The sequence below is a fragment of the Dietzia sp. KRD202 genome, from assembly GCF_017168155.1.
Lineage (GTDB): Bacteria > Actinomycetota > Actinomycetes > Mycobacteriales > Mycobacteriaceae > Dietzia > Dietzia kunjamensis.
In genome coordinates, this window is sequence record NZ_JABFAN010000016.1 from 320,615 (window position 1) to 344,752 (window position 24,138).

The following is a 24,138-nucleotide window of genomic DNA, read 5'->3' on the forward strand; positions in this document are numbered from 1 at the left end:
GCCCCTGCCTGCGTCGGTGTCGGTGCTGGGGTGGCCGAGGAGGGCGGCGACGAGGGCGTCGGCCCGTAGTTCGTCCATGCTGCGGATGTTGTCGGTGTCGAGGGTGTCGGCGCCGTGGCGGCGGGTGTTCTCGACGCGGGTGCGGGTGTCGCGGTGGCGTTGTTCGGTGGCCCTGGTCTGCAGCAGGGTGTGGATGGCGAAGGCTTCGGTGGCGGTGAGGTGGGCGGTGAGGTCGGCCATGCCGTCTGTGCCGCGGCGCAGGGTGACGCGGCGTTCGCGGACCGCGGCGGTGCGGCGCTGGCGTACGCCGTCGGGGTCGTGGGCGGCGATGATGCGGTCGGTGTGGGACAGGATCGCGTCGCGTCCGGGGCGTCTGCCGGCGGCGAGGGCGGCCAGGAGCCAGTCGATGACTTCGCGGTGGACGGCGTCGCGGTGCAGGGAGTCCACGGTGCGCATGTGGCGTGCGAGCAGGGTGGCGGTGGCTTCGTCGAGGCGGCCGGTGTCCATGGCCTCGACGAGGGAGGGGAACTTGGTGACCAGCCCCTGCCTGCGTCGGTGTCGGTGCCGGGGTGGCCGAGGATGGCGGTGACGAGGGCGTCGGCGCGTAGTTCGTCCATGCTGCGGATGTTGTCGGTGTCGAGGGTGTCGGCGCCGTGGCGGCGGGTGTTCTCGACGCGGGTGCGGGTGTCGCGGTGGCGTTGTTCGGTGGCCCTGGTCTGTAGCAGGGTGTGGATGGCGAAGGCTTCGGTGGCGGTGAGGTGGGCGGTGAGGTCGGCCATGCCGTCTGGGCCGCGGCGCAGGGTGATGCGGCGTTCGCGGACCGCGGTGGTGCGGCGCTGGCGTACGCCGTCGGGGTCGTGGGCGGCGATGATGCGGCCGGTGTGGGCCAGGATCGCGTCGCGTCCGGGGCGCCTGCCGGCGGCGAGGGCGGCCAGGAGCCAGTCGATGACCTCGCGGTGGACGGCGTCGCGGTGCAGGGAGTCCACGGTGCGCATGTGGCGTGCGAGCAGGGTGGCGGTGGCTTCGTCGAGGCGGCCGGTGTCCATGGCCTCGACGAGGGAGGGGAACTTGGTGACCAGGGTGATGGCCAGGGTGAGCAGGCTGCGGGCGCGGTTGTGGTGGACGCCGTAGGTGGCGACGATCTCACTTGTGGCGATGGTCAGTGGGTCGATGACGGCGTGTTCGGGGCGTTGGTCCAGGCCGGGGCCGTAGCCGGCGGCGATGTCGCGCAGTTCCTGTTCCTCGCGGCAGGTGGCCCACAGGTCGTGGCAGGCGCGCAGTCGGGCGGCGGCCGCGCGGTTCTCGGCGTGCAACGCGGCCAGGGCCGCGGAGCTGGCGGCGGTGACGGCGGGACTGCCGGCCACCGCTCCGGCATCATCCCCGGTGGTCGTCTCCCGCATGTGCACCCCCTTGCCGGCGGTTGACCGCACGACCCTGATTCGCCTGTGTGTTCGATTGGGGAAACACTAGCAAACAGGTCCGACACACGGCTCTGACCTGGGAAGACCGGCGGACTGCGCCGGTCGGTGCGAGGATGGGACCGTGTTGGACACGGGTGCCGTCGTCTCGGTGAGTTGGTGGGCGATCATCCCGCTCATCGTCGTCGGCTCGGTGCTCCACTTCGCCTACGACTGGAGCGGGCACCACCGGGTCGTGGCCGTGTTCGCCGCGGTCAACGAGAGCTACTGGGAGCACATCAAGATCGCCGCCTGGCCGACCATGGTGCTGTACGCGGCCCTCTTCGTGCTCGGCGGCGCCTCGCAGCCGTCCTTCGTGCCCGCAGCCACTGTCGCCCTCTATTCGATCCCGGTGACGATGATCGGGGTGGTCTTCGTCTACAAGGCCGTCGCAGGTCGCAATGTGCTGTGGGTGGACATCGCCGTGTTCGGCCTGTGTATCGCGCTCGCCCAGGTGATATTCGTGTGCCTGCTCAGCGGACTGGAGGCGGACGTCCTCGTCGTCGTCCTCTCGGTTTTCTACCTGGTGGGCATCGTCGCCGCCTACGTGGTGTTCACCCTGAGGCCCCCCGCCGAACCCGACGTCTTCATCGACCCCATCACCAACAGATACGGGGTCGAGGGGCACGCCGACTACGAGGCCGCCCCCGGGGACTGACGGGCAGAGGGAGCCCGTCGGACGCCTCGGACCCCGTCCGCGGGGAGCGGACGGGGCCCGACGGAGCCAGGGTGCCGTGGGACCTACAGGCCCATGTCCTTGGCGATGATGGACTTCATGACCTCGTTGGTGCCACCGTAGATGCGGTTGACGCGGTTGTCCGAGTACAGGCGCGCGATGGGGTACTCGTTCATGAAGCCGTAGCCGCCGTGCAGCTGGAGGCAACGGTCGATGACCTCGGCGGCCACCTCGGTGCAGAACAGCTTGGCCGAAGCCGCCTCGGCGGCGGTGAGCTCGCCCTCGTCCAGCGCCTCGAGGGCGCGGTCCGCGACGGCCTGCGCGGCGTCGACCTTCGCCTGGCAGGCGGCCAGCTCGAACTTGGTGTTCTGGAACGAGGCCACCTCCTTGCCGAAGACCGTGCGCTGCTGCGTGTACTCCTTGGCGAACCGCACGGCGGCCGCGGCCTGGGCATACGCACCGTAGGCGATGCCCCAGCGCTCGGACGGCAGGTTCTGCCCGAGGTAGTAGAAGCCACGGTTCTCCTCGCCGAGCAGGTCCTCGACCGGGACCTTGACGTCGGTGAAGGACAGCTCGGCCGTGTCGGAGGTCTTGAGTCCGACCTTGTCGAGCTTGCGGCCCACCGCGTAGCCCTCGAGCTTGGTGTCGACGGCGAGCAGCGAGATGCCGAAGCGGCGGTCGTCCTCACGCGGGGGAGCGGTACGGCAGGCCACGATCACGCGGTCGGCGTGGACGCCGCCGGTGATGAACGTCTTGGCACCGTTGAGGACGTAGTGGGTACCGTCCTCGGAGAGCTTGGCGGTGCTCTTCATGCCGGCCAGGTCGGACCCGGTGCCGGGCTCGGTCATCGCCAGCGCCCACATCTCCTCGCCGGAGACGAACTTGGGCAGGTAGCGCTGCTTCTGCTCCTCGGTCGCCAGGGCCTTGATGTAGGGGAGGCCGAGCAGCACGTGGACACCCGAGCCGCCGAAGTTCACGCCGGCGCGGGCGGTCTCCTCGGACTGGATGGCCTCGAACTTGTGGGAATTGATCCCCGCGCCGCCGTACTCCTCGTCGACGTTGATGCCGAACAGGCCGAGGTCGGCGAGCTTGTAGTAGAACTCACGCGGGACGATGCCGGCCTCGAACCACTCCTGGAAGTGGGGGGTCACCTCGGACTCGATGAAGTCACGGAGGGTCTGGCGGAAGGCCTCGTGGTCTTCGTTGAACACAGTGCGGCGCAAGTGCGTGCCTTTCCGTTGGACGGTCTGCTCCGGTGGCAGGCCACCGTGGAGGGGAGCGGAGCGTCAGGTTGGTGTACTCCTACTGGTGAGTAGCCTACAAGAATTCGAACTCTCTCACCCGCCCGCCGACCCGTCCGAGGCCGCGACGTCACCTCGTCGGCGGAGTGAACTCCAGGCCGTCGTCGGCGATCAGCCTGATCGGCCCGGTCACCTCACGTCCGGTGACCCGTTCGCCACGCTGGGTCACCGCCACCACGCCCTCCTCGCGTAGGTCGAACGCGACCTCCCGGGCGACGGGCATGAGGTCGCGCCAATGGTCCCCACCCGCCACCCGGGCCGCGTCCGACGGGCAGATCGACCCCTGGCCGCGCGAGCGCAGGAGCGTCCTGATCGTCGCGGCCAGGCGGCCGCGTGTCCCCTCCCGGGTGGGTTCCCACCACGGGTCGCCGCGCTCTCCGAGCGCGACCTTGGCGTCGTGCACCATCACCCGGGCGGCATCGCCTTCAGTCTTGACCAGCCGGCGACCGGTCATCAGTGCCCGGACGAGCTCCGAGCGGAGCTTCTCGGGGATGGACGGATCCGTCGCGCGCCACCGCCGGCCCCCGACCACGATGTGTCGACCGTCCTCGGTGTGCTCCACGCCGGCGCCGGTGCTGTCGTCTCGATCGGTCACACCCAGATCCTGCACCGCCTCCCCCTCGTTCCCCACCGATCGCCGATCGAGGGTGTCGCACACCGGGCCGGTGTTAGGGTCACGACAGGAACTGGAACGTGTTCCACCAGAGCTGGATGACGACGAGGGGCTGCCGTGACGGCGCAGGACAACACATTCGACGCGGAATTCGACGTGGTGGTCGTGGGGTCGGGGGTGGCAGCCCTCTTCGGTGCCGCGACCGCCGCCGCCCGGGGTCTGTCGACCTGCCTGATCGAGAAGACCGACCGCTTCGGGGGGACCTCCGCGTACTCCGGCGGCGCCGTGTGGCTCCCTGGCAACTCCGTCCTCGCCCGGGACGGGGTCGAGGACTCCGTCGAGCGGGGGCGCACCTACTTCCGCGCCGTGGTGGGGGACCGCACCGCCGCCGACGTCCAGGACGCGTTCCTCAACACCGGGCCGCAGGTCGTCGAATTCCTTCAGGACGAGCTGGGCATCCCGACCCGCTTCCAGGCCTTCCCCGACTACTTCGACGCCCCGGGGCGCCAGGAACTCGGCCGGAGCATCTACCCCAAGCCCATCAAGGGCGAGGAGGTCGGCGACCGGGCGACCGACATCCGTCCGCCGGTTCCGGCTGACCAGTTCGGCGCGGACGACGACACCACCAAGCTCGAGGGCGGCAGGGCCTGGGTGGCGCGACTCGTGCTCGCACTCGACGCGATGGACACCGCGGAGACCCGACTGAACACCGCCGCCGAGGAACTGGTCCGTGACGACGACGGACGTGTCGTCGGGGTGGTCGTGAACGGTCTCTCCGGCCTGCAGGTGCTGGGCGCACGCCGTGGGGTACTGGTCGCCGCCGGCGGTTTCGAACGGTCGGCGGACCTCCGCCGCCGCTGGCAGGACATGCCCACCGCCGACTGGTCCTCGTCCCACCCCGCCACGGGCTCGGGCGACGCCGTCCGCATGTTCGAGCAGGTCGGCGCGGAGCTGGACCTGCTCGACCAGTCCTGGTGGTGCCCCGCCACGCTGTTCCCCAACGGGCACGCCGCGTTCACCCTGGGCTTCCGCTCCGGGATCATCGTCGATGGCACCGGCCGGCGATTCGCCAACGAACTGCTGCCGTACGACCAGATGGGGCGCAAGATGCACGCCCGCATGGCCGACGGGGCCGGTGACGAGTTCTGGTTGGTGTTCGACGACGCCGAGGCCGGCGGCTACCCGGCGATCTGTATCCCCGCACCCGAGCCCGACGCGTTGCGCGGGGCCGGCCTGTGGCACACCGCGGGATCCGTCGAGGAACTGGCCGAGGCCACCGGGCTCGATCCCGCCGCGTTGCGCGAGAGCGTGGACCGGTTCAACGGCTTCGCCGAACAGGGGCGCGACGCCGACTTCGCCCGCGGCGAGGACCCGTACGGGCGGTTCTTCCTCGGTGCCGCCACGGCCGATCAGTGCCTGCGGCCCGTCGGCGGCGACCAGCTCCACGCCGTCCGACTCGTCCTCGGCGACCTCGGCACCAAGGGCGGTGCGGTCATCGACGCGAACGGCGCCGCGCTCGACGCGGACGGGCGCCCCATCCCGGGTCTCTACGCCGCCGGCAACTCGTCCGCGTCGGTCTCCGGTGAGGCCTACCCGGGTCCGGGTGTGCCCCTGGGGTCCGGGATGACCATGGCGTACCGGGCGGTGGCCGACATGGCCGGACAGGCCCTCCCGATCGCTCCCTGAGCACGGTGCCGGCGCCGGCGACGAACCACCCCGGTCAGCGGCCGGCCCATGCGAGGAAGTCCGCGGCCGCGATGACCGGCGTGCCCCACTTGTGGGCCGCCCTCGCCTTGGTCGACTGGCTGCCCGGCTCCGCGACCACCAGGGCGTCGCAGCGACTCTTGGTGACCGCACCGACGGGCACCAGGCCACGGCCGAGGGCGAGGGCCTCCATCTCGTCCCGGGACACGAGGACGCCGCTGCGGTCCAGGGCGCTGCCGGAGAAACACACCCGCGTCCCGGGCCGCAGGACGTCCGCCGCGCCCGCCTCCGGCGGAGCCTCCAGCCCCGGCGTCAGGTCCGAGTGCACGATCTCGGAGGCCAGCCGGAGCCGCTCCAGCACGTCGGCGGTCATCGGCACCCGCTGCGCGGCGCGTCGGATCTGCCCGGCGACGAGTCCGCGCGCGCCTGCCCGGAGATCGCGGTCGCCCGGGGTGACGATCTCGTCGTCGTCGTCGTCGTCGTCGTCGGCCCCGGCCCCCGGGCGCCCACCGCGGCGGGGGCGCCCCAACAGAGCGGCCCCGACCTCGGCGCTGATACCGAGCATCGCCGACAGTTGGGGGAGTACCTCGGAGGTCGGTGGGCGGACGTCGGCGTCGCGGCTGAGCAGGTAGCCGACCGCGGCCTCGTCGACGAGGTCGGCGTCGAACGTGCCGGCCGCCGCGTCATCGAGGTGCAGCCGCCCGTGGGCCTCGAGCGCCACCCGCGCACGCGCGAGGGCCGATCCGGAGCGGCCACGTGCCCGCTCACCCGGGGTGAGGGCGTCGGTGGGGATGTCGACCCCGACCGGCAACGGCACCGTGCCTCCCAGGCGCGCGAACTCGGCGTCCAGTCGACCGAGAGTGACGTCGAGGTCCACGCCCACCGGGGTGTACCCGTCCACCAGTGGGGCGACCATCGACCACGCCTCGAGGAGCGTGGGGGCGAGAAGGACATCGGAGACGGTGATGCCGTAGTCCGTCCGCGCCCGGGCCAGGTCGCGCTGGGGATTGACCAGCGTCGTCACCGCGGTGCCGTCGGGGAAGGCGATGGCGAGCTCCACCGGCCGGGGCCGGGACCGGGGTCCGTCCTCGCCGACGGACACCACCGCGACAGCGCAGTAGCGGCGGGCCGAGAGCCCACCGTCCGGCGCCCGCAGGAACCGGATGATCCGCCGGTCCGTCTTGAGGTCCACGGGCAGCACCGGCCGGGTGAGGACGAGGCCTTCCAGGGACCGGCAGCGGCTCAACGCCACGTAGAGCTGCCCCGCCACGAACGTGCCGCCGCCGAGGTCCACGACGACCCTGTCCAGGGTCTGTCCCTGGCTCTTGTGGATGGTCACCGCCCAGGCGAGGGTGAACGGGAACTGGGTGAAGGACCCGACCACCTCGTGTCGCATACCGCCGCCGTCCGTCACCGGTCGGGTGACGTCCCAGGTGTGGAGCGCGACCTCGGCGACCTCACCGCCGGTGAATGCGACGACGACGACGGGTCCTCGCTCTCCGCGGTCGCCCCGTCGCCCGAGGGTCACATCGAGCACTCGTCCGATGGATCCGTTCACCCAACGGTCCGCCGGGTCATTGGTGAGCATCATGACCTGCGCGCCGACCTTGAACCCCAGCACCTCCCGGGTGGGGAGCTCGAACCCGGTGAGATCGCCGGTGAGCGTCGCCTCCATCGCCAGTTCCGACCCGGACAGCCGATCGAGGCGGCGTTGGTTGTGGCTCGCGGCCCTGCGATTGGTGGTGGTGAGCGTCAGCCAGAACTCGTCGTCCGGCGGATCGAAGTCCGGGTCGGTGCGGGAGTTGAGCCGTTCGCGCGCCGGGCCGACGAGAGCGCCCTCGCGGATCGAGTTGAGGATCGCGGTGAGGTCGGGATCACCGGACTGCCGGAAGACATGGGTGAGGTCGACGGTGGGGAAGTGCTCGGGGTGGTAGCGCTCGGCGGAGAAGAAGTACGGCGTCGGGTAGGTCGCCTCGAAGGACGATCTCTCGGACGCGGTCACCACCGGCGGTAGCTGGAAGAGGTCGCCGACGAGGACGAGCCGGACGCCCCCGAACGGCATCGTCGGGTCCGGGCCGAACCTCTCGAGCGCGATGGCGACCATGTCGAAGACGTCGGCCCGCAACATCGACACCTCGTCGATGACGAGCGTGTGGGCGCCGGCGAGGGCCTGGGTGAATCGCCCGGGACGGTAGGCGCTGCTGCGCACGTGGTCGACCGTGTGGTCGGGGTGGAAGCCGAACAGCCGGTGGATGGTGTAGCCGCCCACGGTGAGGGCTGCGATCCCGGTGGGCGCGGCGACGAGGGCGGGGTGGTCGGTCTCGGCGAGGAACCGGCGGATCAGGGTCGACTTTCCGGTTCCGGCCCTACCGGTGAGAAAGAGATCGTGTCCCGAGTGCAGAAGGTCGAGTGCGCGGTCGACCTCGTCGGTGAGCACGAGTCCTCCGCGTCCGGGGCCCACCGGCATCCGATCGTCGCTCATCTGTGCCTCCCCTCGGCCGCGACGGCTGGCTTCCGACGACCGCGGGCCGGACCTCCAGGTGGAGATCCGGCCCGCGGTCGGGTGCTGTCGGGGAATCAGTGCCCGTCGTGGCGACGAGTCCGGTTCTCCTCCTGCAACGTGGTGAGCATCGAGTGCTCGCGGTGGTGCTTGTCGTGGTCGGCGTCCTCGAGCAGACGGGCCTCCTCGACCGGGTCGGCCTTGAGTGCGCCCCGCGGGGGACGGCCGGCCACACCGAGCTGGTTCATCTTGGTGGGGACCTTCGCGCCGGCGTAGGCGAGCGGAACGGCGTGGCCGTGCTCGTCCATCTCGCCGAGCGGCTGGTGCACCTCGATGAACTCGCCCTGCGGCATCCGCATGATGATGCCGGTCTCGATGCCGTGCTCCAACACCTCGCGGTCCGCGCGCTGGAGACCCAGGCACAGGCGGTAGGTGGCGAAGTACACCAGCGGCGGCAGGACGATCAGGCCGATTCGACCCGCCCACGTCGTCGCGTTGAGCGAGATCGAGAAGTGGTACGCGATGAGGTCGTTGGCACCCATGAGCACCAGGATTACGTAGAACGTGATCGCCATCATGCCCGCCGCGGTGCGGACCGGCACGTCGCGCGGACGCTGCAGCAGGTTGTGATGCCCCTTCTCGCCGGTGAGCTTCGACTCGATCCACGGGTACGCGAACATCAGCGCGACCATGGCGCCCAGCATGACGGCCACCCAGGTCGTGGCGGTCACGGTGTACGGGCCGAGGTAGAGCTCCCAGGCCGGCATCACTCGCGCGCCGCCCTCTGTCCACAGCATGTACCAGTCCGGCTGCGAGCCCGCCGAGATGTGCGACGGGTTGTATGGCCCGAGGTTCCATATCGCGTTGATCGTGAACAGGCCCGAGAAGAGCATGAGCATGCCGACGGTGATGGCGCCGAAGGCGATCGACTTCACGGCGAAGACCGGGAGGATCCGGACACCGACGACATTGTTCTCCGTGCGGCCGGGCCCGGGGAACTGCGTGTGCTTCTGGTACCAGACCAGCGCCAGGTGAGCGGCGATCAGCGCGAGGATGATCGCGGGGATGATCAGCACGTGCAGGACGTAGAAGCGCGGGATCATCAGCTCGCCGGGGAAGTCCCCGCCGAAGATCATCCAGTGCATCCAGGTGCCGATGACCGGCAGGCCGACGATGATGCTCGAGGTGATCCGGAGGCCGGTGCCCGAGAGGACGTCGTCCGGCAGGCCGTAGCCGAGGAAGCCCTCGACGATGCCCAGGAGCAGCAGCACACAACCGATGACCCAGTTGGCCTCACGCGGGCGACGGAACGCGCCGGTGAAGAAGATGCGGATCATGTGGACGACCATCGAGGCGACGAACAGCAGCGCCGCCCAGTGGTGGATCTGGCGCACGAAGAGTCCGCCACGGACCTCGAACGAGATGTTCAACGCCGTCTCGTAGGCACGGGAGATCTCGATGCCGTTGAGCGGTGCGTAGGCACCCTGGTAGATCACCTTCGACAGGGACGGGTCGAAGAACAGGGTGAGGTAGACACCCGAGATCAACAGGATGATGAAGCTGTACAGGGCGATCTCGCCCAGCAGGAAGGACCAGTGCGTCGGGAAGACCTTGTTGATCTGCCGGCGCAGGCCCTTGGACATGGTGTACCGCGAGTCCAGGCCATCGCCCAGTGCCGCGAGTCTCGTGTTGTTGCTCATGAACGACGCTCCCAGAAGGCAGGTCCGACCGGCTCGATGAAGTCACCGTTGGCGACGAGGTAACCCTCGCTGTCGACGGCGATGGGCAGCTGCGGCAGTGCACGGGCGGCGGGGCCGAAGATCGGCTTCGCGTACTCGAGCGCGTCGAACTGCGACTGGTGGCACGGGCAGAGGAATCGATGGGTCTGCTGCTCGTACAGCGACGTGGGGCAGCCGAGGTGGGTGCAGATCTTCGAGTAGGCGTACAGGTCGCCGTAGTTGAAGTTCTCCTGGCCCTTGCGCTTGGTCACGCGGGCCGCGTCCTCGGGACGGAAACGGATCAACATGACCGAGTTGCGCGAACCGTGGATCGAGTGCATGTGCTCCTCGAAGTTGCCCAGGGCGCTGGCGGGGAGGGGGAAGACGGACTCGAGGCCACCGGCGGACAGGTCGTCCACACGGATGCGCTCGAGGCGACCCTCGCCGGCCGGCGGGTGCCCGTCGGGGTAGACCTTGCCGGTGTCGCGGCCGAGGTAGACCTTCTCCGGCGGGAGGCCGTCGGGACGGGTGTCGGACGCCAGGGTCCACCCGGTGGTGTGCAGCGTGCCGTCACCGGCGAGGGTCATCTCCCCGCGCTTCCACGGGTTCTTGATCATGCCGCCGAGCGGCAGGATCGCGGAGAGGCCGATGAGCCCCACACCCGCGCCGAGGAAGCCGCCCATGACCTTGCGGCGGCCGAGGGTGGAGGTCTTCCACGAGTCGTTGAGCTCGGCGACGAAGGTGCGCCGGTCGAGATCGTCCGAGGCGCCGTCGTGGCGGGTCTGGACCGAGATCTCCTCGGGGATGAACTTCTTGGTGAACTGCACCGCGCCGAAGCCCAGGAACAGGATCGACAGCCCGATCGTCAGGCCGAGCAGTGGCGTGTAGGTCATGTACAACCAGTAGCCGTCCTCACCCTCGCCGCGGTACTCCCACGGCCAGAAGATGTAGACGACGGCGAAGGCGAGGCCGAACAGTGCCGACAGCGCGAACCAGGTGGTGACGGTCAGCGCCGCGCGCTTCTCGGCGCGGGTGGTGGTGCCCTCCGGGAAACGGGCCTCGCGGAACCGGACGTCGACCTCGTCGAGTTCGGTGCCCATGCGCACGAGCTCGGCATCGCTCATCCGGTCGAGATCCGCAGGGGACGGGTTCTTCGGGGTCTCACTCATGAACGGGATCCGATCCACAGGGTCGCGCCGATGAGGGCGACGATGCCGACAAGCCACATGGCCACACCCTCGGTCACGGGACCGAGGCCGCCGAGGCCGTAGCCTCCGGGCGAGACCTTGGAATCCGAGTCCTTGACGAACGCGATGATGTCCTTCTTCTCGTCAGGGGTGAGTTGACGGTCCGAGAATTTGGGCATGTTCTGGGGTCCGGTGAGCATGGCCTGGTAGATCTCCTGCTCATTGGCAGGGTCGAGAGTGGGGGCGTATTTGCCCGACGACAGAGCGCCGCCGCGACCGGTGAAGTTGTGGCAGGACGCACAGTTGAGGCGGAAGAGCTCTGAACCGCGTGCGATCTCCTCGGCGCGGGCCTGACCGGAGGCACCGCGCAGCGACTCCTGGGCGATGGTGCCGTCCGGGTCGGTGACGACCTCGGGGCCGCCACCGTAGAGGTCGACATACGCTGCGAGCGCGATGATCTGGTGCTCGCTGTAGCGGGGCTTCTTGCGCTCCGCCTGGGCCTCGTTGTCCGCCGCCGGCATGCGGCCGGAGTTCACCTGGAAGTACGTCGCTCCCGCGCCCGTGCCGACCAAGGATGGACCGCGGTCCTTGACGCCTTGGAGATTTATCCCGTGGCAGGTGACACAGGAGACCTCGTAGAGCTGCTTTCCGTCGGCGATGAGCGCGGCCTGGTCCTGTTGAGCCGTCGCGACCTGTGGCTCGGGAATGACAGCCGTGGCGACAGCGCCCGCCCCGACGAGGCCGCCCGCGATGACTAGCGCGCCGACTGCCTTCCGGCGACGCTTCGTGGACACTGGGCGCGCTGGAGCCACAACGGGGTCCGGCGACGGCGTATCGGCAGCGGGTGGGAGAGGAGAGTTCATTGTGAGTTCCCTTTGGAGTTGGGACCCGCTGGACACAGCGTCCTGCGGCCAGCTGACTACTGAATGAAGTAGATGGTGACGAAAAGTCCGATCCAGACCACGTCGACAAAGTGCCAGTAATACGACACGACGATGGCGGCTGTGGCCTGCGCCGGCGTGAATCGCGACATCGTGGTCCGCATGACCAGTACGACGAACGCCAGGACGCCCGCCAACACGTGAAGCCCATGGAAACCGGTGGTAATGAAGAATACCGACCCGTAGACGCTCGACGAGATCGTGACGCCCTCGAGGTAGAGCATCACGTACTCGTACGTCTGTCCGATGAGGAACACTGTTCCCATCAAGGCGGAGATCATGTACCACCTGCGGAGTCCGAAGACGTCACCCTGCTCGGCGGCGAAGACGCCCATCTGGCAGGTGAACGACGACGCCACCAGGATGACGGTGATCGTCAGGGCGTACGGCACATTGAGGTGTACGGGATAGGAAGGCCAGTCACCTCCCGAGTTCGCCTTGGAGACGAAGTACATCGCGAACAGGCCCGCGAAGAACATCAGCTCCTGGGACAGCCAGACAATGGTGCCCACACTGACCATGTTCGGCCGATTCAGCGAATGAACACGCTGGGCCATGGCCGATCCTGAGTTATCTACTGCGCTCGTCACGTGGCCAAGTATGACCCCTGAGGAGGGACGAGTCTGCACGGACCCCCGAAATCGGCGTGTCTGTCCAGCGTTTCCGCAGGTCGCTTCGGAAACTCTCAGGGCAAGGGTCGGTATTGGTCCCCCTTGCAGGGGCTATCAGGGCACTCTCAGGCGAGCACCGGCCGCTCGCCGCCGCCGGAGTGCAGGGTGTCAGCGCACGGGCCGGGTCGGAACAGTGGCACGATTGACGACGTGCGGGCGGCGCCCTGTGGGGCGTGTCCGTTTCCATGACACCAGAGGAGGTCGGGACACGTGGGCAGTTCGGCAGCGTTCGACGGGGGCCGGTCGTGGCCCGGGGTTCTCGGTACCCTCACCGCGGGCGGGGACCTCGATCCGGCGGAGGCCGGGTGGGCGATGTCCCGGATCATGGAGGGTGTCGCCACCGACGCTCAGATCGCAGCCTTCGGCGTTGCCCTGAAAATGAAGGGCGTCACGGGTCCGGAGCTCGACGCGCTGGCCTCGACCATGCTCGACTACTCCCGTCGGGTGCCCACTGATCGTCCCTGCGTGGACATCGTCGGTACCGGTGGCGACCGCCAGGGCACGGTGAACATCTCCACGATGTCCTCTCTCGTGGTGAGCGCCTGCGGGGTGCCCGTGGTCAAGCACGGCAACCGGGCGGCGTCGTCCAAGAGCGGCGGTGCCGATGTGCTCGAGGCGCTCGGGGTGGCGATCGACCTCGGCCCGGAGGACGTCGGGCGGTGCCTCGACGAGGTGGGCGTGGCCTTCTGCTTCGCGCCCGTGTTCCATCCCGCGCTGCGTTTCGCCGCGACTCCCCGGCGTGAGATCGGGATCCCGACCGTCTTCAACATCCTCGGGCCTCTCACGAATCCCGCGGCACCCGCCGCGAACCTCATCGGCTGCGCCTTCGAGGGGCTGATGACGGTGATGGCGGAGGTGTTCGCGTTGCGCGGTAAGTCGGCGCTCGTGGTGCGTGGGTCGGATGGTCTCGACGAGATCACCATGACCGGTCCCACCCGGGTCCTGCGGGTCTCGGGCGGTCATGTGGACGAGGATCAGGTCGAGCCCGCCGACTTCGGGATGAGCGCCTGCTCGATCGAGGAACTACGGGGTGGGGACGGCGTCCACAACGCCGGGGTCGCCCGCGATCTCCTCGCGGGAGCGCGGGGCCCGGTCCGCGATGCGGTATTGCTCAACTCCGCGGCCGCGCTGGTGGCCTTCGACGGTCTCGAGCGTGGTTCCGACCTGGTACCTGCCATGCGGGCCGCGGTGGACCGGGCCGCGGCGGCGATCGACGACGGCGAGGCGGGGCGGCTGCTCGAGAAGTGGGCCGGGTTCAGCGTGCGCTGACGAGTCCCGTCCCGCGGTGCTCGGCGGCGGCGCTCTCGGCCAGGGCCGCCCAGCCGGTCAGCGTGTGCGCCCCGTCAAGGGGGAGCGTCCAGCAACCCTCGACCGAGACGATGCGTGTCCTGGTCGAGTCGATCCACCGGTGGACGTTCCGGATCTGGGCGGCGGTGGCACCGGCGAAGGGGCCGGGGCCGGGCTGCACGGTGGTCGCGGCGGCCCGGAGTCCGTCGATGACCGGCATCGGTGCCGCTCCCGGCGGGACGACCCCGGATCCGGCGAGTCGACCGTGGCGCACCACCGCGACCGCCCACGTCCGGCGCGGCGCCGGCTGTGCGAGAACGATCTCGGGCAGCGAGGCCGTGGCGGCGAGTTCCTGCCGTCGGGAGAGGACCCGCACGAGAGCTGCGGTCCTGTCGCGGAGCCTGGCCGCGCGTTCGAACGCGCCCTCGGCCGCGAGTACCTCCACGCGGTCGACCAGATCCCGCAGGGGGCCGGAGTCCCGTCCCTCCGCCAGCGCCGCCCAGCGATCGGATCCCGGGGCGGTGCCGAACACGCCGAGGAGGTCCTCCCGGGCGGCCCGGGCGTCCTCGGCGCGCCGGAAGGGCCCGATGGCGGCGGGGTCGTCCGGCGTTCGCACGACCTTCGGGCGGGTGGCGCGGCCGGTGGGGGGCGTGAGCCACCAGCCGCGGCGCGGGCTCCGCGACCGGGTGTTGAACGGGGGTTGAAGCGAGTCGATGAGCTGTTCCTCGACGGTCCACGCCTCGAGGAGGTGGGCGCACGCGACCGAGTCGATCGAGTCGGCCAGCCCGACCATGGTGCGCATCCGTCCGCGCGTGTCACCGCCGGAGTAGTAGGACCGGGCCCGTCTGCGGACCGCGCCGGACGAGCCGACGTACAGGGCGCCACCGGCGTCATCCCGGAACACGTAGACACCGGGCCCCTCGGTCAGCGAGCCGGTCATGGCGGCCCGCCGCCTCACCTCCGGGGAGAGACGACCGTCGTAGGCCCGTAGCTCCGACAGGGTCGAGACCCCGCAGTCGCCGACCCGCGAGATCAGTGCGTGGAGCACGTCGACCGTGGCGCGGGCGTCCTGCAGGGCCCGGTGATTGGGCTCCACGGTGGCCCCCAGGTGCGCGGCGAGGACTCCCAACCGATGGCCTCGTGTCTCCCCGCGGTGCAGCACCCGCCTCGCGAGAGCCAGGGTGCAGAGCGACGGGGGATCGGGCCACGGGCGCCCGGTCGACGCGGCGGCGGCCCGCAGGAAGCCCAGGTCGAACCGCGCGTTGTGGGCGACGAGGACGGCCCCGCGGGAGAATTCGAGAAACGTCGACATCACCTCGCCGAGACTCGGGGCACCGACGAGGTCGTCCGGAGCTATCCCCGTCAGTCTGCTGATGTGGCGGGGCAGGGCACCGTCGATCGAGACGAACGTCGACAGTTCCGCCTGCACCTCGCCGCCCCGGACGCGTACCGCGCCGATCTCGGTGATCTCGTCGCTTCCGGTCCGGGTGCCCGTCGTCTCCAGGTCGACCACGACGAACGTGACGTCGGACAGCAGAGGCTCGAGATCGTCGAAGGCTGCCTGCACCCCGGTCGAGACGGGGGAGGGGGATCGGGGCATGGCGGAGACGGTAGCCCCGCCCTCCGACACCGCCGGCCCCGCCGTGGTTGTCGGACCTTGTCCCTAGGGTGCCCCGCAGTACGACCACCCCGGGCCCGGATCGCGGCTCGATAACGAACGGGCAACACGCCCAGGACGAAGTGTGAGGTAGATCATGTTCACGATGGACTGCGTGCGGTGTCCCGCAGGACCCGCCGCATGTGACGGGTGCATCATCGCCGTTCTCGACGCCGGAAAACCGCAGGTGGACGAGCTATCTCCGGAGTCGTGCGGCTATGTTCTGGACCCGGAGGTCCGCGAGGCGATCGACGTCCTGCGCGAGGTCGGAATGGTCTCCACGGTCGAGATTCTGGGGGCTGACGTCGCCGCGTGAGCGATGAACTGGACTTCGACGAGACGGTTTCGTAACCTTTTCGAGACCTCGGAAGTCATCGCCCGCCTGCCGGCGGGGAGCCGGGGTCACACCTAAGCGCCGAAGGGCGCACCGGGGAACCAAGATCCACTGGGGTGAATCGCACGAGGGCCTACAGGTCCGAAGCGTAGGACAGACTTCCGTGTCCGAACCCGTCAGCTAACCCGGTCGGTGCCGCAGGAAGAAAGAGGAACAGTCTTCGTGGGAGCCCACAGCATCAAGACCAGCTCGACCGGCCGCCGTGTCGCCGCCGCCGGCCTGCTCGCAGCCGGAGCCGCTGTCGCCGGTTCCGGAACCGCCGCCGCCGCACCCGTCACCGTCGACGTCCCCGTCGAGCTGCGGCTGCCCGGCGTGCCGAACCAGGTCTCGTTCGACCTACCGGAGGGCATCGAGCTCCCGGCCGGCCTGGCCCAGGCCCAGGCACAGGCGGCGCCCGTCGAGTTCGCCGCCCCCGCGCCGGTGGTCTCGACCGGCCAGCGCATCCTCGACGCCGCCACCACCCGGGTCGGCTCGCCCTACGTCTGGGGCGCTACCGGCCCCAACTCGTTCGACTGCTCCGGTCTGACCTCGTGGGCCTACAAGGAGGCGGGGATCTCCATCCCGCGCACCAGCCAGGCCCAGATCGGCGGCGGCACCCAGGTCTCCAAGGCCGACCTGCAGCCCGGCGACATCGTCGCCTTCTACAGTGGCGCCAGCCACGTCGGGATCTACGCCGGCAACGGCCAGGTCGTCCACGCCCCGTACTCGGGCACCTCGGTGAGCTACGCGCCGGTGGACTCCATGCCGTTCTACGGTGCGACACGCTACTACTGAGTCGGGTCGCTCCCCGAACCTCCGCAGACCCCGTCGGCGTCCGGTCTCGAACCGGTCACCGGCGGGGTCTGTCGTCTGTAACATCCCCTCTCGGGTACCCGATTCCACCGTAGGCGTCGGCTGGGCGCCCGCGCCCTGCGTGACCCGGATCCGAGAGTTCGACGACACCAGATGACCCGCAGCCTCAGCGTGCTCGCGATCGCAGCGACCGTGACCACCTCGTTGACCCTCGGTCCCGCGCCGGCCGGAGCGCAGACCACCACCCCGGACCGGTCGTCGCCAACCGCGACCACGGCGCCTGTCCCGGGTCCGGTTACCCCGCCTGATCAGGTTTCGACTTCTCCCGCTCCGTCGTCGACCGCTCCGTCTTCCCCCGCTCCGTCGCAGACTGCACCGTCCACCACGCCGTCCGCCACAGCGGTGCCCGGCGAGATGAGCGAGGACCTGGCGGAGCTGGCCCGGTTGTCCGAGGAGGCGGGAGCATTGGGGGAGCAGCTCCACCTCGCGCGCGGGGAACTGGACCGCGCCAACGGGGAGCGCGTCCGCCTCGAACGGGCCGCCGGGGTCGCAGCCGGACGGTCCGCCCTCGCGGACGGCACCGCGCGCCGGGACCAGTCCATCGTCGATCACCTCGCGACCATGCGGTACCGGGGCGGGGACACCGGCGCCACACGGGCGGCAGTGCTCGCCGAGAGCCCCCGGGACCTGGTCGACAGGCTCGACACGCTGCGCCGACTGTCCGGGGCCACCACGAGTGCACTGGACGCCTCCAGAGCTGCGTCCCGGGATGCGGTGCAGCTCAGGGAAGAGGCCGCGCGTTCCGCGGCCGAGGCCCGGGACGCGGCCCGCGTCGCGCAGGAGCGAACCGACGCGCTCGCCCGCCGAACCGAGGAGATGCGGGTACGGATGGATGAGGTCCGTCGCCGGGTCGACGCACTGTCGGACGCACAACGCGATCTCTGGATCGGCGGACCGGTGGTGCCGGAGGGGTACGTTGCCCCGCCGGTGGACGACGTCAATTCCGCGGCGCTCCGAGTCGCACTCTCCCGGCTGGGCGCGCCCTACTCGTGGGGCGCGACGGGCCCGTCCGAGTTCGACTGCTCCGGTCTCATGGTGTGGTCGTACGCGCAGGAGGGCAAGGCGCTGCCCCGGGCGAGCCAGGCGCAGGCGGTCGCGGGCGCCCCGGTGGCGATGAACGACATCCGGCCCGGTGACCTTGTCATCTACTTCCCCGGCGCCACCCACGTCGGGATGTACGCCGGCGACGGTCTGGTCCTGCACGCCCCGACCTACGGTGTGCCGGTCCGCCTCGAGCAGGTCGACGCGATGCCGATTCACGGGATCCGCCGCTACTGACCCCGGCCGACCCGGCCAAGCACGGCCGCCCCGCGCAGACACCGGCCGTCCCCGATCGCGCTCCGCCCCTTCCCGACGAGGACGACGCACCGGGCGGGGCCGAGGCGGGCCGGGTTGTGTGGCAGGCTCGGAGCCGATGACCAAGACGCTGTTGATCACCAACGACTACCCGCCGCGCCCGGGCGGGATCCAGTCGTACCTGGAGACGTATCTGAGCCACCTGGACCCGACGGACGTCGCGGTGCTCGCCTCGACGTTCCGGGGTGGCGAATCGGCGGAGTACGACGCCGCCAAGCCCTATCTGGTGGAGAGGGTGCCCACCGAGGTGTTGCTCCCCACGCCCGACCTCGCGGCACGCGCACGAAGGCTCGCCTCGGACTTCGGCGCGACGACGATCTGGTTCGGGGCCGCCGCCCCCCTCGCCGCCATGGCGCCGGTGCTACGGCAGGGCCCCGTGGACCGCATCATCGCGAGCACACACGGACACGAGGTCGGCTGGTCGATGCTGCCGGGCTCGCGCCAGATCCTGCGACTGATCGGCGAGTCCACCGACGCGGTCACCTACGTGAGCGACTACACACGGAGGCGGTTCGCGGCGGCGTTCGGCCCCCGCGCCCGCCTGGTGCACCAGCCGGGTGGCGTCGATACGGAGAGGTTCCGGCCGGATCCCGCACGGCGAAGGGCGATCCGCGACCGTTACGGACTCGCGGACCGCGACGTGATCGTGTGTCTGTCCCGCCTCGTGCCGCGGAAGGGCCAGGACATGCTCATCCGGGCGATGCCGGAGATCGCCCGGCGGGTGCCCGGGGCGGTCCTCGTCGTCGTCGGCGGTGGGCCCTATCGGCGCACGCTGGAAGGACTGGCACGCCGCCTCGGGGTGGCCGACCGGGTCGTCTTCACCGGCCGCGTCCCCGCGGACGAGATCGTCGACCACCACCGACTCGCGGACGTCTTCGCGATGCCGTGCAGGACCCGAGGGGGAGGGCTGGACGTCGAGGGGCTGGGAATCGTCTACCTGGAGGCGTCCGCGTGCGGGGTGCCGGTCGTGGCGGGCCGGAGCGGCGGTGCCCCGGAGACGGTGCGCGACGGCCGGACCGGTCTCGTGGTCGACGGGACGTCACAGGGCGAGGTCGCCGACGCCGTCGCCGGCCTGCTCGAGGACCGGCCCAGGGCGTCGGCCATGGGGGTCCGCGGCCGCACCTGGGTGCTGGAGAACTGGCGCTGGGAGGACCTGGCCCGGGACATGGAACGCGTGCTCTCGGGGGAGTGACCCGCGAGAGCACGCGTTCCGACGCGCGGTCCGATCAGGCGTAGAGCGACTCGATCTGCTGGGCGTACTTCTGGTGCACGACGTTGCGCTTGACCTTCAGGGACGCGGTGAGCTCACCGGTCTCCTCGGTGAACTGGTCCGGGAGGACGTGGTACTTCTTGATCGACTCGGAGTGCGACACGCTCCGGTTCGCCCGCACCAGCGCCTGGTCCAGGTGCTCGATCAGATCGGCGTCCTTGAGCAACTCGTACAACGAGCCGGACTTGTCGTGGTGGGTCTTCCACCGTTCAACGGCCTCCGGGTCGAGGGTCAGCAGGGCCGAGACGAACGGCTTGCCGTCGCCCACGCACACCGCCTCCGCCACGAGCGGGTCCGCACGCAGCGCGTCCTCGAGCTGGTTGGGCGCCACGTTCTTCCCGCCGGCCGTCACGATGATCTCCTTCTTGCGGCCGGTGATCGACAGGTACCCGTCCTCGTCCAGCGAACCCAGGTCACCGGTGCGGAACCAGCCGTCGCTGAAGGACTCGGCGGTCGCCTCCTCGTTCTGCCAGTAGCCGGAGGCGACGACGGGTCCGCTGACCTCGACTTCACCGTCCTGCGCGATCCGGACCGCGCAGCCGGGCAGCGGCTGGCCGACGCTGCCGATCCGCATCCGCCCCGGGGTGTTGACCGTGATCGCCGCACAGGTCTCCGTCAGGCCGTAACCCTCGAAGATGTTGACCCCGATGCCGTCGAAGAAGTGGGTCAGACGGTCACCCAGGGCCGCGCCGCCGGAGATGGCGACCTCGCAACGCCCACCGAGCGCGTTGACGAGTTTGCCGTAGACCAGCTTCGAGAAGATCGCGTGGCGCAGCCCGAGCAGCGGACCCACCCGGCCGTCACCCCGGTTGGCCTTGGAGTACGCGACCGCGGTGTCCGCGGCCTTGTCGAACATCCACGCCTTGACCGTGCCGCCGTCCTGCGCGGTCGCCTGGGCCTTGTTGAAAACCTTCTGGAACACGCGGGGGACGGCCAGGATGTAGTGCGGCTTCATCTCGCCGAACGTCTCGACCAGGTTGGTCAGGTCGGAGGAATGCGCGATGGTCACGCCGGCGTGGAAGCCGGCGTAGGTGATGGCGCGGGCCAACACGTGGGCCAGGGGCAGGAACATCACCGAGGTGGCGTCGTCCCGCAGGATCCCGCTGAACGGCGTCTCGAGCACGGCGAGCGTCTCGGACATGAAGTTGCGGTGGCTGAGCATGACGCCCTTGGGGCGGCCCGTGGTCCCCGAGGTGTAGATCAGCGTCGCGGGGGAGTCGGCGCGGACCGAGGCCCGGCGCTCGTCGAGCACCGAGACGTCGACCGTGGCCCCCTCGGAGGCGAGGGTCTCGAGGACCGGGGTCGCGCCGTCGATCACCAGGACGTCGGCGACCTCCAGGCCCTGCACGCCCTCTCGGGCGGTGGTGGCGTGGATGTCGTTCTCGACGATGATCAACCGGGCCGCGGAGTCCTCCATGATCCAGTGGATCTGGTCGGCGCTGGAGCTGTCGTACACGGGAACGGTGACCGCGCCGACGGCCCAGATCGCGAAGTCGATGAGATTCCACTCGTACCGGGTGGAGCTCAGCAGGGCGACCCGATCGCCCGCCCGGACACCGAGCGCCACCAGTCCGCGGGCGATCGTCCGGACCTCCTCGGCGAACTCGCGGTTGGTGACGTCCGTCCACCGACCGTCGACGGGCTTCTGGAACGCCACGTTCTCCGGGGTGTTCTCCGCGCGGTCGTATGCCGACTGAACGCAGGACCAGTCGTCAGGGACGGTGAAGTTGGCGGGTACCGCGACGTATTCGCGCAAAGGGTCCTCCCGGTGGAGACGTTCAGAGTATGTCGGTGACCACACACACTATCGCCGGGACCACACGGTGGTCACGTCGCCTGCCTTCCGGGCGCCGCGGGTGGGGCGCATCGCGGAGCGGGATATGTGAAGCTTGTGGGTATGAGCGAGCACGACGGCGCCCCCGAGGTGTGGCCGACCAGAGACTCCACGGTGGTCGACGCACCGGTGGAGGACGTCATGGCGGTCATCTCCGACTTCGCCGCGTACCCGGAGTGGTCCGCGTCGATCCGCGCGGCCGAAGTGCTCTCCAGCGGTCAGGACGGCCGTCCGGACCGGGTGCGGTTCGAGCTCGAGGCGGGCGCGATCGTCGACGAGTACGTCCTCGTCTACTCCTGGTCGGCGGACGACCGCGGTCTGGAGTGGCGGCTCGAGAGCTCGGCGTTGCAGAGGGCCCAACGGGGCTACTACCGGCTCGAACCGGTGGCGGGCGGCACGCGTGTGGACTACGAACTCGAGATCGAGCTCACGGTCCCGGTGATCGGGAGCCTGCGCAGCCGCGCCGAGCGCCGGATCCTGGGCGACGCACTGAAGGAACTCAAACGCCGGGCGGAGTCGCGGTGAGCAGAACTCGTGTCGTCGTCGTCCTCGGGGGAGATCCCGAGGACCGCGCGGGCGTCACCGCCGACCTGCTCGCGGACCCCGGCTGCACGGCGTTGATCCTGACCGGCCATCCCGATGCCGTCGACCCCCGTCTCGACGTCTCGGAGGACGGGCCCGTCGAGGTCCGGGTCGACGACCCGACGGCGAGGCTCGAGACCTACCGGTCCGGCGCCGCCGATCCGGACGACGACGTACTCGCGGCGCTCGCCGCCGGAGGGGACGCCCCACTGGCCGCGGTGCTCGGGTGGGAGTACGCGCGACGGGCCGCGTCGTCCGAGTACTGGGACGTCGTCGTGGTCGAGCTCGACGGGGACCTGACCGCGGTGCGCCGGCTCGCGGCGGCCGGGGAACTGGCCGCGTTCGTGGAATCACGTTGGCCCGCCAATGTGCGCTTCGCCTCCATGGCGGCGGGCGGACGCGCCGACGTGCGGGTGCGGGAAGCGCACAGACTCGCGCTGCTCGCCGGTGACGTGGCCGGCTTCCTCGCCGGGAGGATCGAGACCATCGTGGTGGGGTCCCCGGCCGGCTCCACGGCTGCCATGGCGACTCTGGCCCGCGGCGCCGTCACCCCGGTGGTGGCGCCCGACGGCGAGGGCGGATACCGGGTCGAGTACCCGGCCCCGACCCGCCCGTCCGCGCCGGTCTCGGTCGAGGGGGACCGGCTCCGCCTGGAGTTCGACGGGTTCCGGGCGGTGGTGGCGCTGCCGCCGCTGCTGCGCCGGTGTGTGCTCACGCAGTCCGTCTTCGAGCGCGACGCGGGTCGACTGGTGATCAGCTTCCTGCCCGACCCGGATCTGTGGCCCCCGAACCTCGTACCGTCCGGATCCGCGGACCGCGCCGGGTAGTATCCGCATTCGTCGACAGCCATCACAAGAGGACCGGTGACCCGTTGCTGTACTACCTGTTCAAATACGTGCTCATCGGCCCGTTCCTACGTCTGACGAGTCGTCGGGTCGTCACGGGACGCGAGCACTTCCCCGAGCGCGGTGGCGCCCTGCTGGTCGGCAACCACCAGTCCGTCGCGGACTGGTTGTTCACCGCTCTGCTCATGCCCCGCCGGGTCACCTTCCTGGCCAAGAGCGACTACTTCACCGGAACCGGTGTCCGCGGCATACTCAGCCGGTGGTTCTTCGCCGGCTCGGGCCAGCACCCGATCGACCGCACCAACGCCGACGCCGCGCAGGCCGCCCTCGACGCCGGGCTCGAGGTCCTCTCATCGGGGGAGATCCTGTGCATCTACCCGGAGGGGACGCGCTCGCCGGACGGTCGTCTGTACCGCGGGAAGACCGGGCCCGCCCGCCTCGCACTCCGCGCCGGGGTGCCCATCATCCCGGTGGGCGTGACCGGGACCCCCGAGTACGTACGCCGGATCTCCCGGTTCCGCCCCGGGCGGCGCACCGAGATCCGGGTCATGCTCGGCGAGCCGCTCGATCTGTCCCCGTGGGCCGGGCGCGAGGGGGACCGGGACGCTGAGCGCGAGATCACCGACGAGCTCATGCGGCGGATCCAGGCGCTGACCAATCAGGAGTACGTCCACGACACGTATGGCGCCGAGATGAAGAAGCGCTACGAGGCGGTGCGCAAGGCCGGGCGGAACCTGCTCGACCACCCCGTCGAGGGACAGCGCTGATCGCCGGTGCGCTACTTCTACGACTGCGAGTTCATCGAGGACGGCACGACGATCGAGTTGGTCTCCGTGGGGATCGTCGCCGAGGACGGCCGGGAGTTCTACGCCGTGTCCACCGACTTCGACGCCTCGGCGGCCGGGCCGTGGGTGCGGCGCAACGTCCTTCCGAAGCTGCCCAACCCGTCGTCGTCCGCGTGGATGTCCCGGAGCCGCATCCGGGACGAGCTCTACGAGTTCGTCACCGCGCCGCCCACCGGCGGGGTCGAGATGTGGGCGTGGATCGGGGCGTACGACCACGTGGCCGTCTGCCAGCTGTGGGGCGACATGACAGCCCTTCCCGCCGCCATGCCCCGGTTCACGCGCGACGTCCGCCAGCTCTGGGAGACCGCCGGCAAGCCCGACCTGCCCGCACACCCGGGAGGGGAACACGACGCCCTCGCCGACGCCCGCCACGCCGCGATGCGCTTCCGCGCCATCGCGGCGAAGTCGCCCCACCTGGGTCTCTGAGGCCCGCTCCGCCGGTGGTGGC

General features: G+C 70.2%; 21 protein-coding genes, 1 pseudogene and 1 riboswitch. Of the genes and pseudogenes, 11 read left to right on the forward strand and 11 right to left on the reverse strand.

Annotated features, from left to right (window positions below):
• Both J1M64_RS19925 and J1M64_RS20560 read right to left on the reverse strand, forming a co-directional pair.
• The coding region (locus tag J1M64_RS19925) for a DUF222 domain-containing protein (RefSeq protein WP_374220851.1) at positions 1-540 on the reverse strand (540 nt) is incomplete at its 3' end.
• Between the two features lie 98 nt (positions 541-638).
• Positions 639-1,400, reverse strand: a pseudogene (locus J1M64_RS20560) (DUF222 domain-containing protein); the annotation flags it as partial.
• A gap of 142 nt (positions 1,401-1,542) precedes the next feature.
• Between J1M64_RS20560 and J1M64_RS12165 the strand changes: the two are divergent.
• Positions 1,543-2,115: a DUF6512 family protein gene (locus tag J1M64_RS12165; protein WP_206474291.1), complete on the forward strand. Its 573-nt coding sequence runs from the start codon at positions 1,543-1,545 to the stop codon at positions 2,113-2,115.
• 83 nt (positions 2,116-2,198) lie between these two features.
• On the opposite strand, the gene J1M64_RS12170 is transcribed toward J1M64_RS12165, so the two are convergent.
• Together J1M64_RS12170 and J1M64_RS20405 are read right to left on the reverse strand one after the other, a co-directional pair.
• Complete coding sequence (locus J1M64_RS12170; protein WP_119192991.1) at positions 2,199-3,356, reverse strand: acyl-CoA dehydrogenase family protein; 1,158 nt, start codon at positions 3,354-3,356, stop codon at positions 2,199-2,201.
• A gap of 148 nt (positions 3,357-3,504) precedes the next feature.
• A complete protein-coding gene (locus J1M64_RS20405; protein ID WP_241504640.1) occupies positions 3,505-4,029 on the reverse strand; it encodes a DUF3253 domain-containing protein in 525 nt (174 codons plus the stop codon).
• 135 nt (positions 4,030-4,164) lie between these two features.
• On the opposite strand from J1M64_RS20405, the gene J1M64_RS12180 reads away from it, so the two are divergent.
• On the forward strand, positions 4,165-5,733 hold the full coding sequence (locus J1M64_RS12180; RefSeq protein WP_119192990.1) for an FAD-binding protein: 1,569 nt from the start codon (positions 4,165-4,167) through the stop codon (positions 5,731-5,733).
• 34 nt (positions 5,734-5,767) lie between these two features.
• On the opposite strand, the gene J1M64_RS12185 is transcribed toward J1M64_RS12180, so the two are convergent.
• From J1M64_RS12185 to J1M64_RS12205, 5 genes are all read right to left on the reverse strand, one after another.
• Positions 5,768-8,233, reverse strand: coding sequence for an AAA family ATPase (locus J1M64_RS12185; RefSeq protein ID WP_240341429.1), 2,466 nt, complete (start codon positions 8,231-8,233; stop codon positions 5,768-5,770).
• Positions 8,234-8,328: 95 nt separating this feature from the next.
• Entirely contained in the window at positions 8,329-9,951 is a 1,623-nt protein-coding gene (locus tag J1M64_RS12190; protein WP_120285795.1) for a cytochrome bc complex cytochrome b subunit, read from the reverse strand.
• On the reverse strand, positions 9,948-11,138 hold the full coding sequence (locus tag J1M64_RS12195; RefSeq protein ID WP_154830749.1) for a ubiquinol-cytochrome c reductase iron-sulfur subunit: 1,191 nt from the start codon (positions 11,136-11,138) through the stop codon (positions 9,948-9,950). Before J1M64_RS12195 ends, J1M64_RS12190 begins: the two co-directional genes overlap by 4 nt.
• Entirely contained in the window at positions 11,135-12,019 is an 885-nt protein-coding gene (locus J1M64_RS12200; RefSeq protein ID WP_096905664.1) for a c-type cytochrome, read from the reverse strand. Before J1M64_RS12200 ends, J1M64_RS12195 begins: the two co-directional genes overlap by 4 nt.
• A gap of 56 nt (positions 12,020-12,075) precedes the next feature.
• Positions 12,076-12,687, reverse strand: coding sequence for a heme-copper oxidase subunit III (locus tag J1M64_RS12205; RefSeq protein ID WP_067713706.1), 612 nt, complete (start codon positions 12,685-12,687; stop codon positions 12,076-12,078).
• A 291-nt stretch (positions 12,688-12,978) separates the two neighbouring features.
• Here J1M64_RS12205 and trpD point away from each other — a divergent pair, with 291 nt between their 5' ends.
• Positions 12,979-14,037: an anthranilate phosphoribosyltransferase gene (gene trpD, locus J1M64_RS12210; RefSeq protein ID WP_096905663.1), complete on the forward strand. Its 1,059-nt coding sequence runs from the start codon at positions 12,979-12,981 to the stop codon at positions 14,035-14,037.
• On the opposite strand, the gene J1M64_RS20215 is transcribed toward trpD, so the two are convergent.
• Positions 14,024-15,655: a DEDD exonuclease domain-containing protein gene (locus tag J1M64_RS20215; RefSeq protein ID WP_268091943.1), complete on the reverse strand. Its 1,632-nt coding sequence runs from the start codon at positions 15,653-15,655 to the stop codon at positions 14,024-14,026. The two genes, trpD and J1M64_RS20215, sit on opposite strands and share 14 nt — an antisense overlap.
• Positions 15,656-15,809: 154 nt before the next feature.
• Here J1M64_RS20215 and J1M64_RS12220 point away from each other — a divergent pair, with 154 nt between their 5' ends.
• From J1M64_RS12220 to J1M64_RS12235, 4 genes are all read left to right on the forward strand, one after another.
• Positions 15,810-16,028, forward strand: a complete 219-nt coding sequence (locus J1M64_RS12220; protein WP_096905661.1) for a hypothetical protein — start codon at positions 15,810-15,812, stop codon at positions 16,026-16,028.
• Positions 16,029-16,107: 79 nt separating this feature from the next.
• Positions 16,108-16,256: riboswitch (cyclic di-AMP (ydaO/yuaA leader) on the forward strand.
• Between the two features lie 12 nt (positions 16,257-16,268).
• A complete protein-coding gene (locus J1M64_RS12225) occupies positions 16,269-16,880 on the forward strand; it encodes a C40 family peptidase (protein ID WP_119192985.1) in 612 nt (203 codons plus the stop codon).
• A 432-nt stretch (positions 16,881-17,312) separates the two neighbouring features.
• On the forward strand, positions 17,313-18,236 hold the full coding sequence (locus J1M64_RS12230; protein WP_227022238.1) for an NlpC/P60 family protein: 924 nt from the start codon (positions 17,313-17,315) through the stop codon (positions 18,234-18,236).
• A gap of 136 nt (positions 18,237-18,372) precedes the next feature.
• On the forward strand, positions 18,373-19,506 hold the full coding sequence (locus tag J1M64_RS12235; protein WP_067713719.1) for a glycosyltransferase family 4 protein: 1,134 nt from the start codon (positions 18,373-18,375) through the stop codon (positions 19,504-19,506).
• A 34-nt stretch (positions 19,507-19,540) separates the two neighbouring features.
• Here J1M64_RS12235 and J1M64_RS12240 read toward each other — a convergent pair whose 3' ends face one another.
• Complete coding sequence (locus J1M64_RS12240; RefSeq protein ID WP_096905658.1) at positions 19,541-21,340, reverse strand: long-chain fatty acid--CoA ligase; 1,800 nt, start codon at positions 21,338-21,340, stop codon at positions 19,541-19,543.
• A gap of 141 nt (positions 21,341-21,481) precedes the next feature.
• Here J1M64_RS12240 and J1M64_RS12245 point away from each other — a divergent pair, with 141 nt between their 5' ends.
• The 4 genes from J1M64_RS12245 to J1M64_RS12260 are packed head-to-tail and all read left to right on the forward strand — an operon-like array spanning position 21,482 to position 24,116.
• Complete coding sequence (locus J1M64_RS12245) at positions 21,482-21,943, forward strand: SRPBCC family protein (RefSeq protein ID WP_096905657.1); 462 nt, start codon at positions 21,482-21,484, stop codon at positions 21,941-21,943.
• Positions 21,940-22,827 carry a hypothetical protein gene (locus J1M64_RS12250; RefSeq protein ID WP_096905656.1) on the forward strand — a complete coding sequence of 296 codons (888 nt, stop codon included), beginning with the start codon at positions 21,940-21,942 and terminating at the stop codon, positions 22,825-22,827. The genes J1M64_RS12245 and J1M64_RS12250 overlap by 4 nt, the downstream gene beginning before the upstream one ends.
• A gap of 44 nt (positions 22,828-22,871) precedes the next feature.
• Positions 22,872-23,612 carry a 1-acyl-sn-glycerol-3-phosphate acyltransferase gene (locus tag J1M64_RS12255; RefSeq protein ID WP_096907274.1) on the forward strand — a complete coding sequence of 247 codons (741 nt, stop codon included), beginning with the start codon at positions 22,872-22,874 and terminating at the stop codon, positions 23,610-23,612.
• 6 nt (positions 23,613-23,618) lie between these two features.
• Complete coding sequence (locus J1M64_RS12260; protein WP_067713732.1) at positions 23,619-24,116, forward strand: polyadenylate-specific 3'-exoribonuclease AS; 498 nt, start codon at positions 23,619-23,621, stop codon at positions 24,114-24,116.
• Positions 24,117-24,138 lie beyond the last annotated feature (22 nt).

Bases quoted from the DNA above. Each gene is read 5' to 3' on its own strand.
- J1M64_RS12185 (WP_240341429.1), bottom strand. From the start codon at position 8,233: ATGAGCGACGATCGGATGCCGGTGGGCCCCGGACGCGGAGGACTCGTG.
- J1M64_RS12190 (WP_120285795.1), bottom strand. From the start codon at position 9,951: ATGAGCAACAACACGAGACTCGCGGCACTGGGCGATGGCCTGGACTCG.
- J1M64_RS12195 (WP_154830749.1), bottom strand. From the start codon at position 11,138: ATGAGTGAGACCCCGAAGAACCCGTCCCCTGCGGATCTCGACCGGATG.
- J1M64_RS12200 (WP_096905664.1), bottom strand. From the start codon at position 12,019: ATGAACTCTCCTCTCCCACCCGCTGCCGATACGCCGTCGCCGGACCCC.
- J1M64_RS20215 (WP_268091943.1), bottom strand. From the start codon at position 15,655: ATGCCCCGATCCCCCTCCCCCGTCTCGACCGGGGTGCAGGCAGCCTTC.
- J1M64_RS12220 (WP_096905661.1), top strand. From the start codon at position 15,810: ATGTTCACGATGGACTGCGTGCGGTGTCCCGCAGGACCCGCCGCATGT.
- J1M64_RS12230 (WP_227022238.1), top strand. From the start codon at position 17,313: ATGAGCGAGGACCTGGCGGAGCTGGCCCGGTTGTCCGAGGAGGCGGGA.
- J1M64_RS12235 (WP_067713719.1), top strand. From the start codon at position 18,373: ATGACCAAGACGCTGTTGATCACCAACGACTACCCGCCGCGCCCGGGC.
- J1M64_RS12245 (WP_096905657.1), top strand. From the start codon at position 21,482: ATGAGCGAGCACGACGGCGCCCCCGAGGTGTGGCCGACCAGAGACTCC.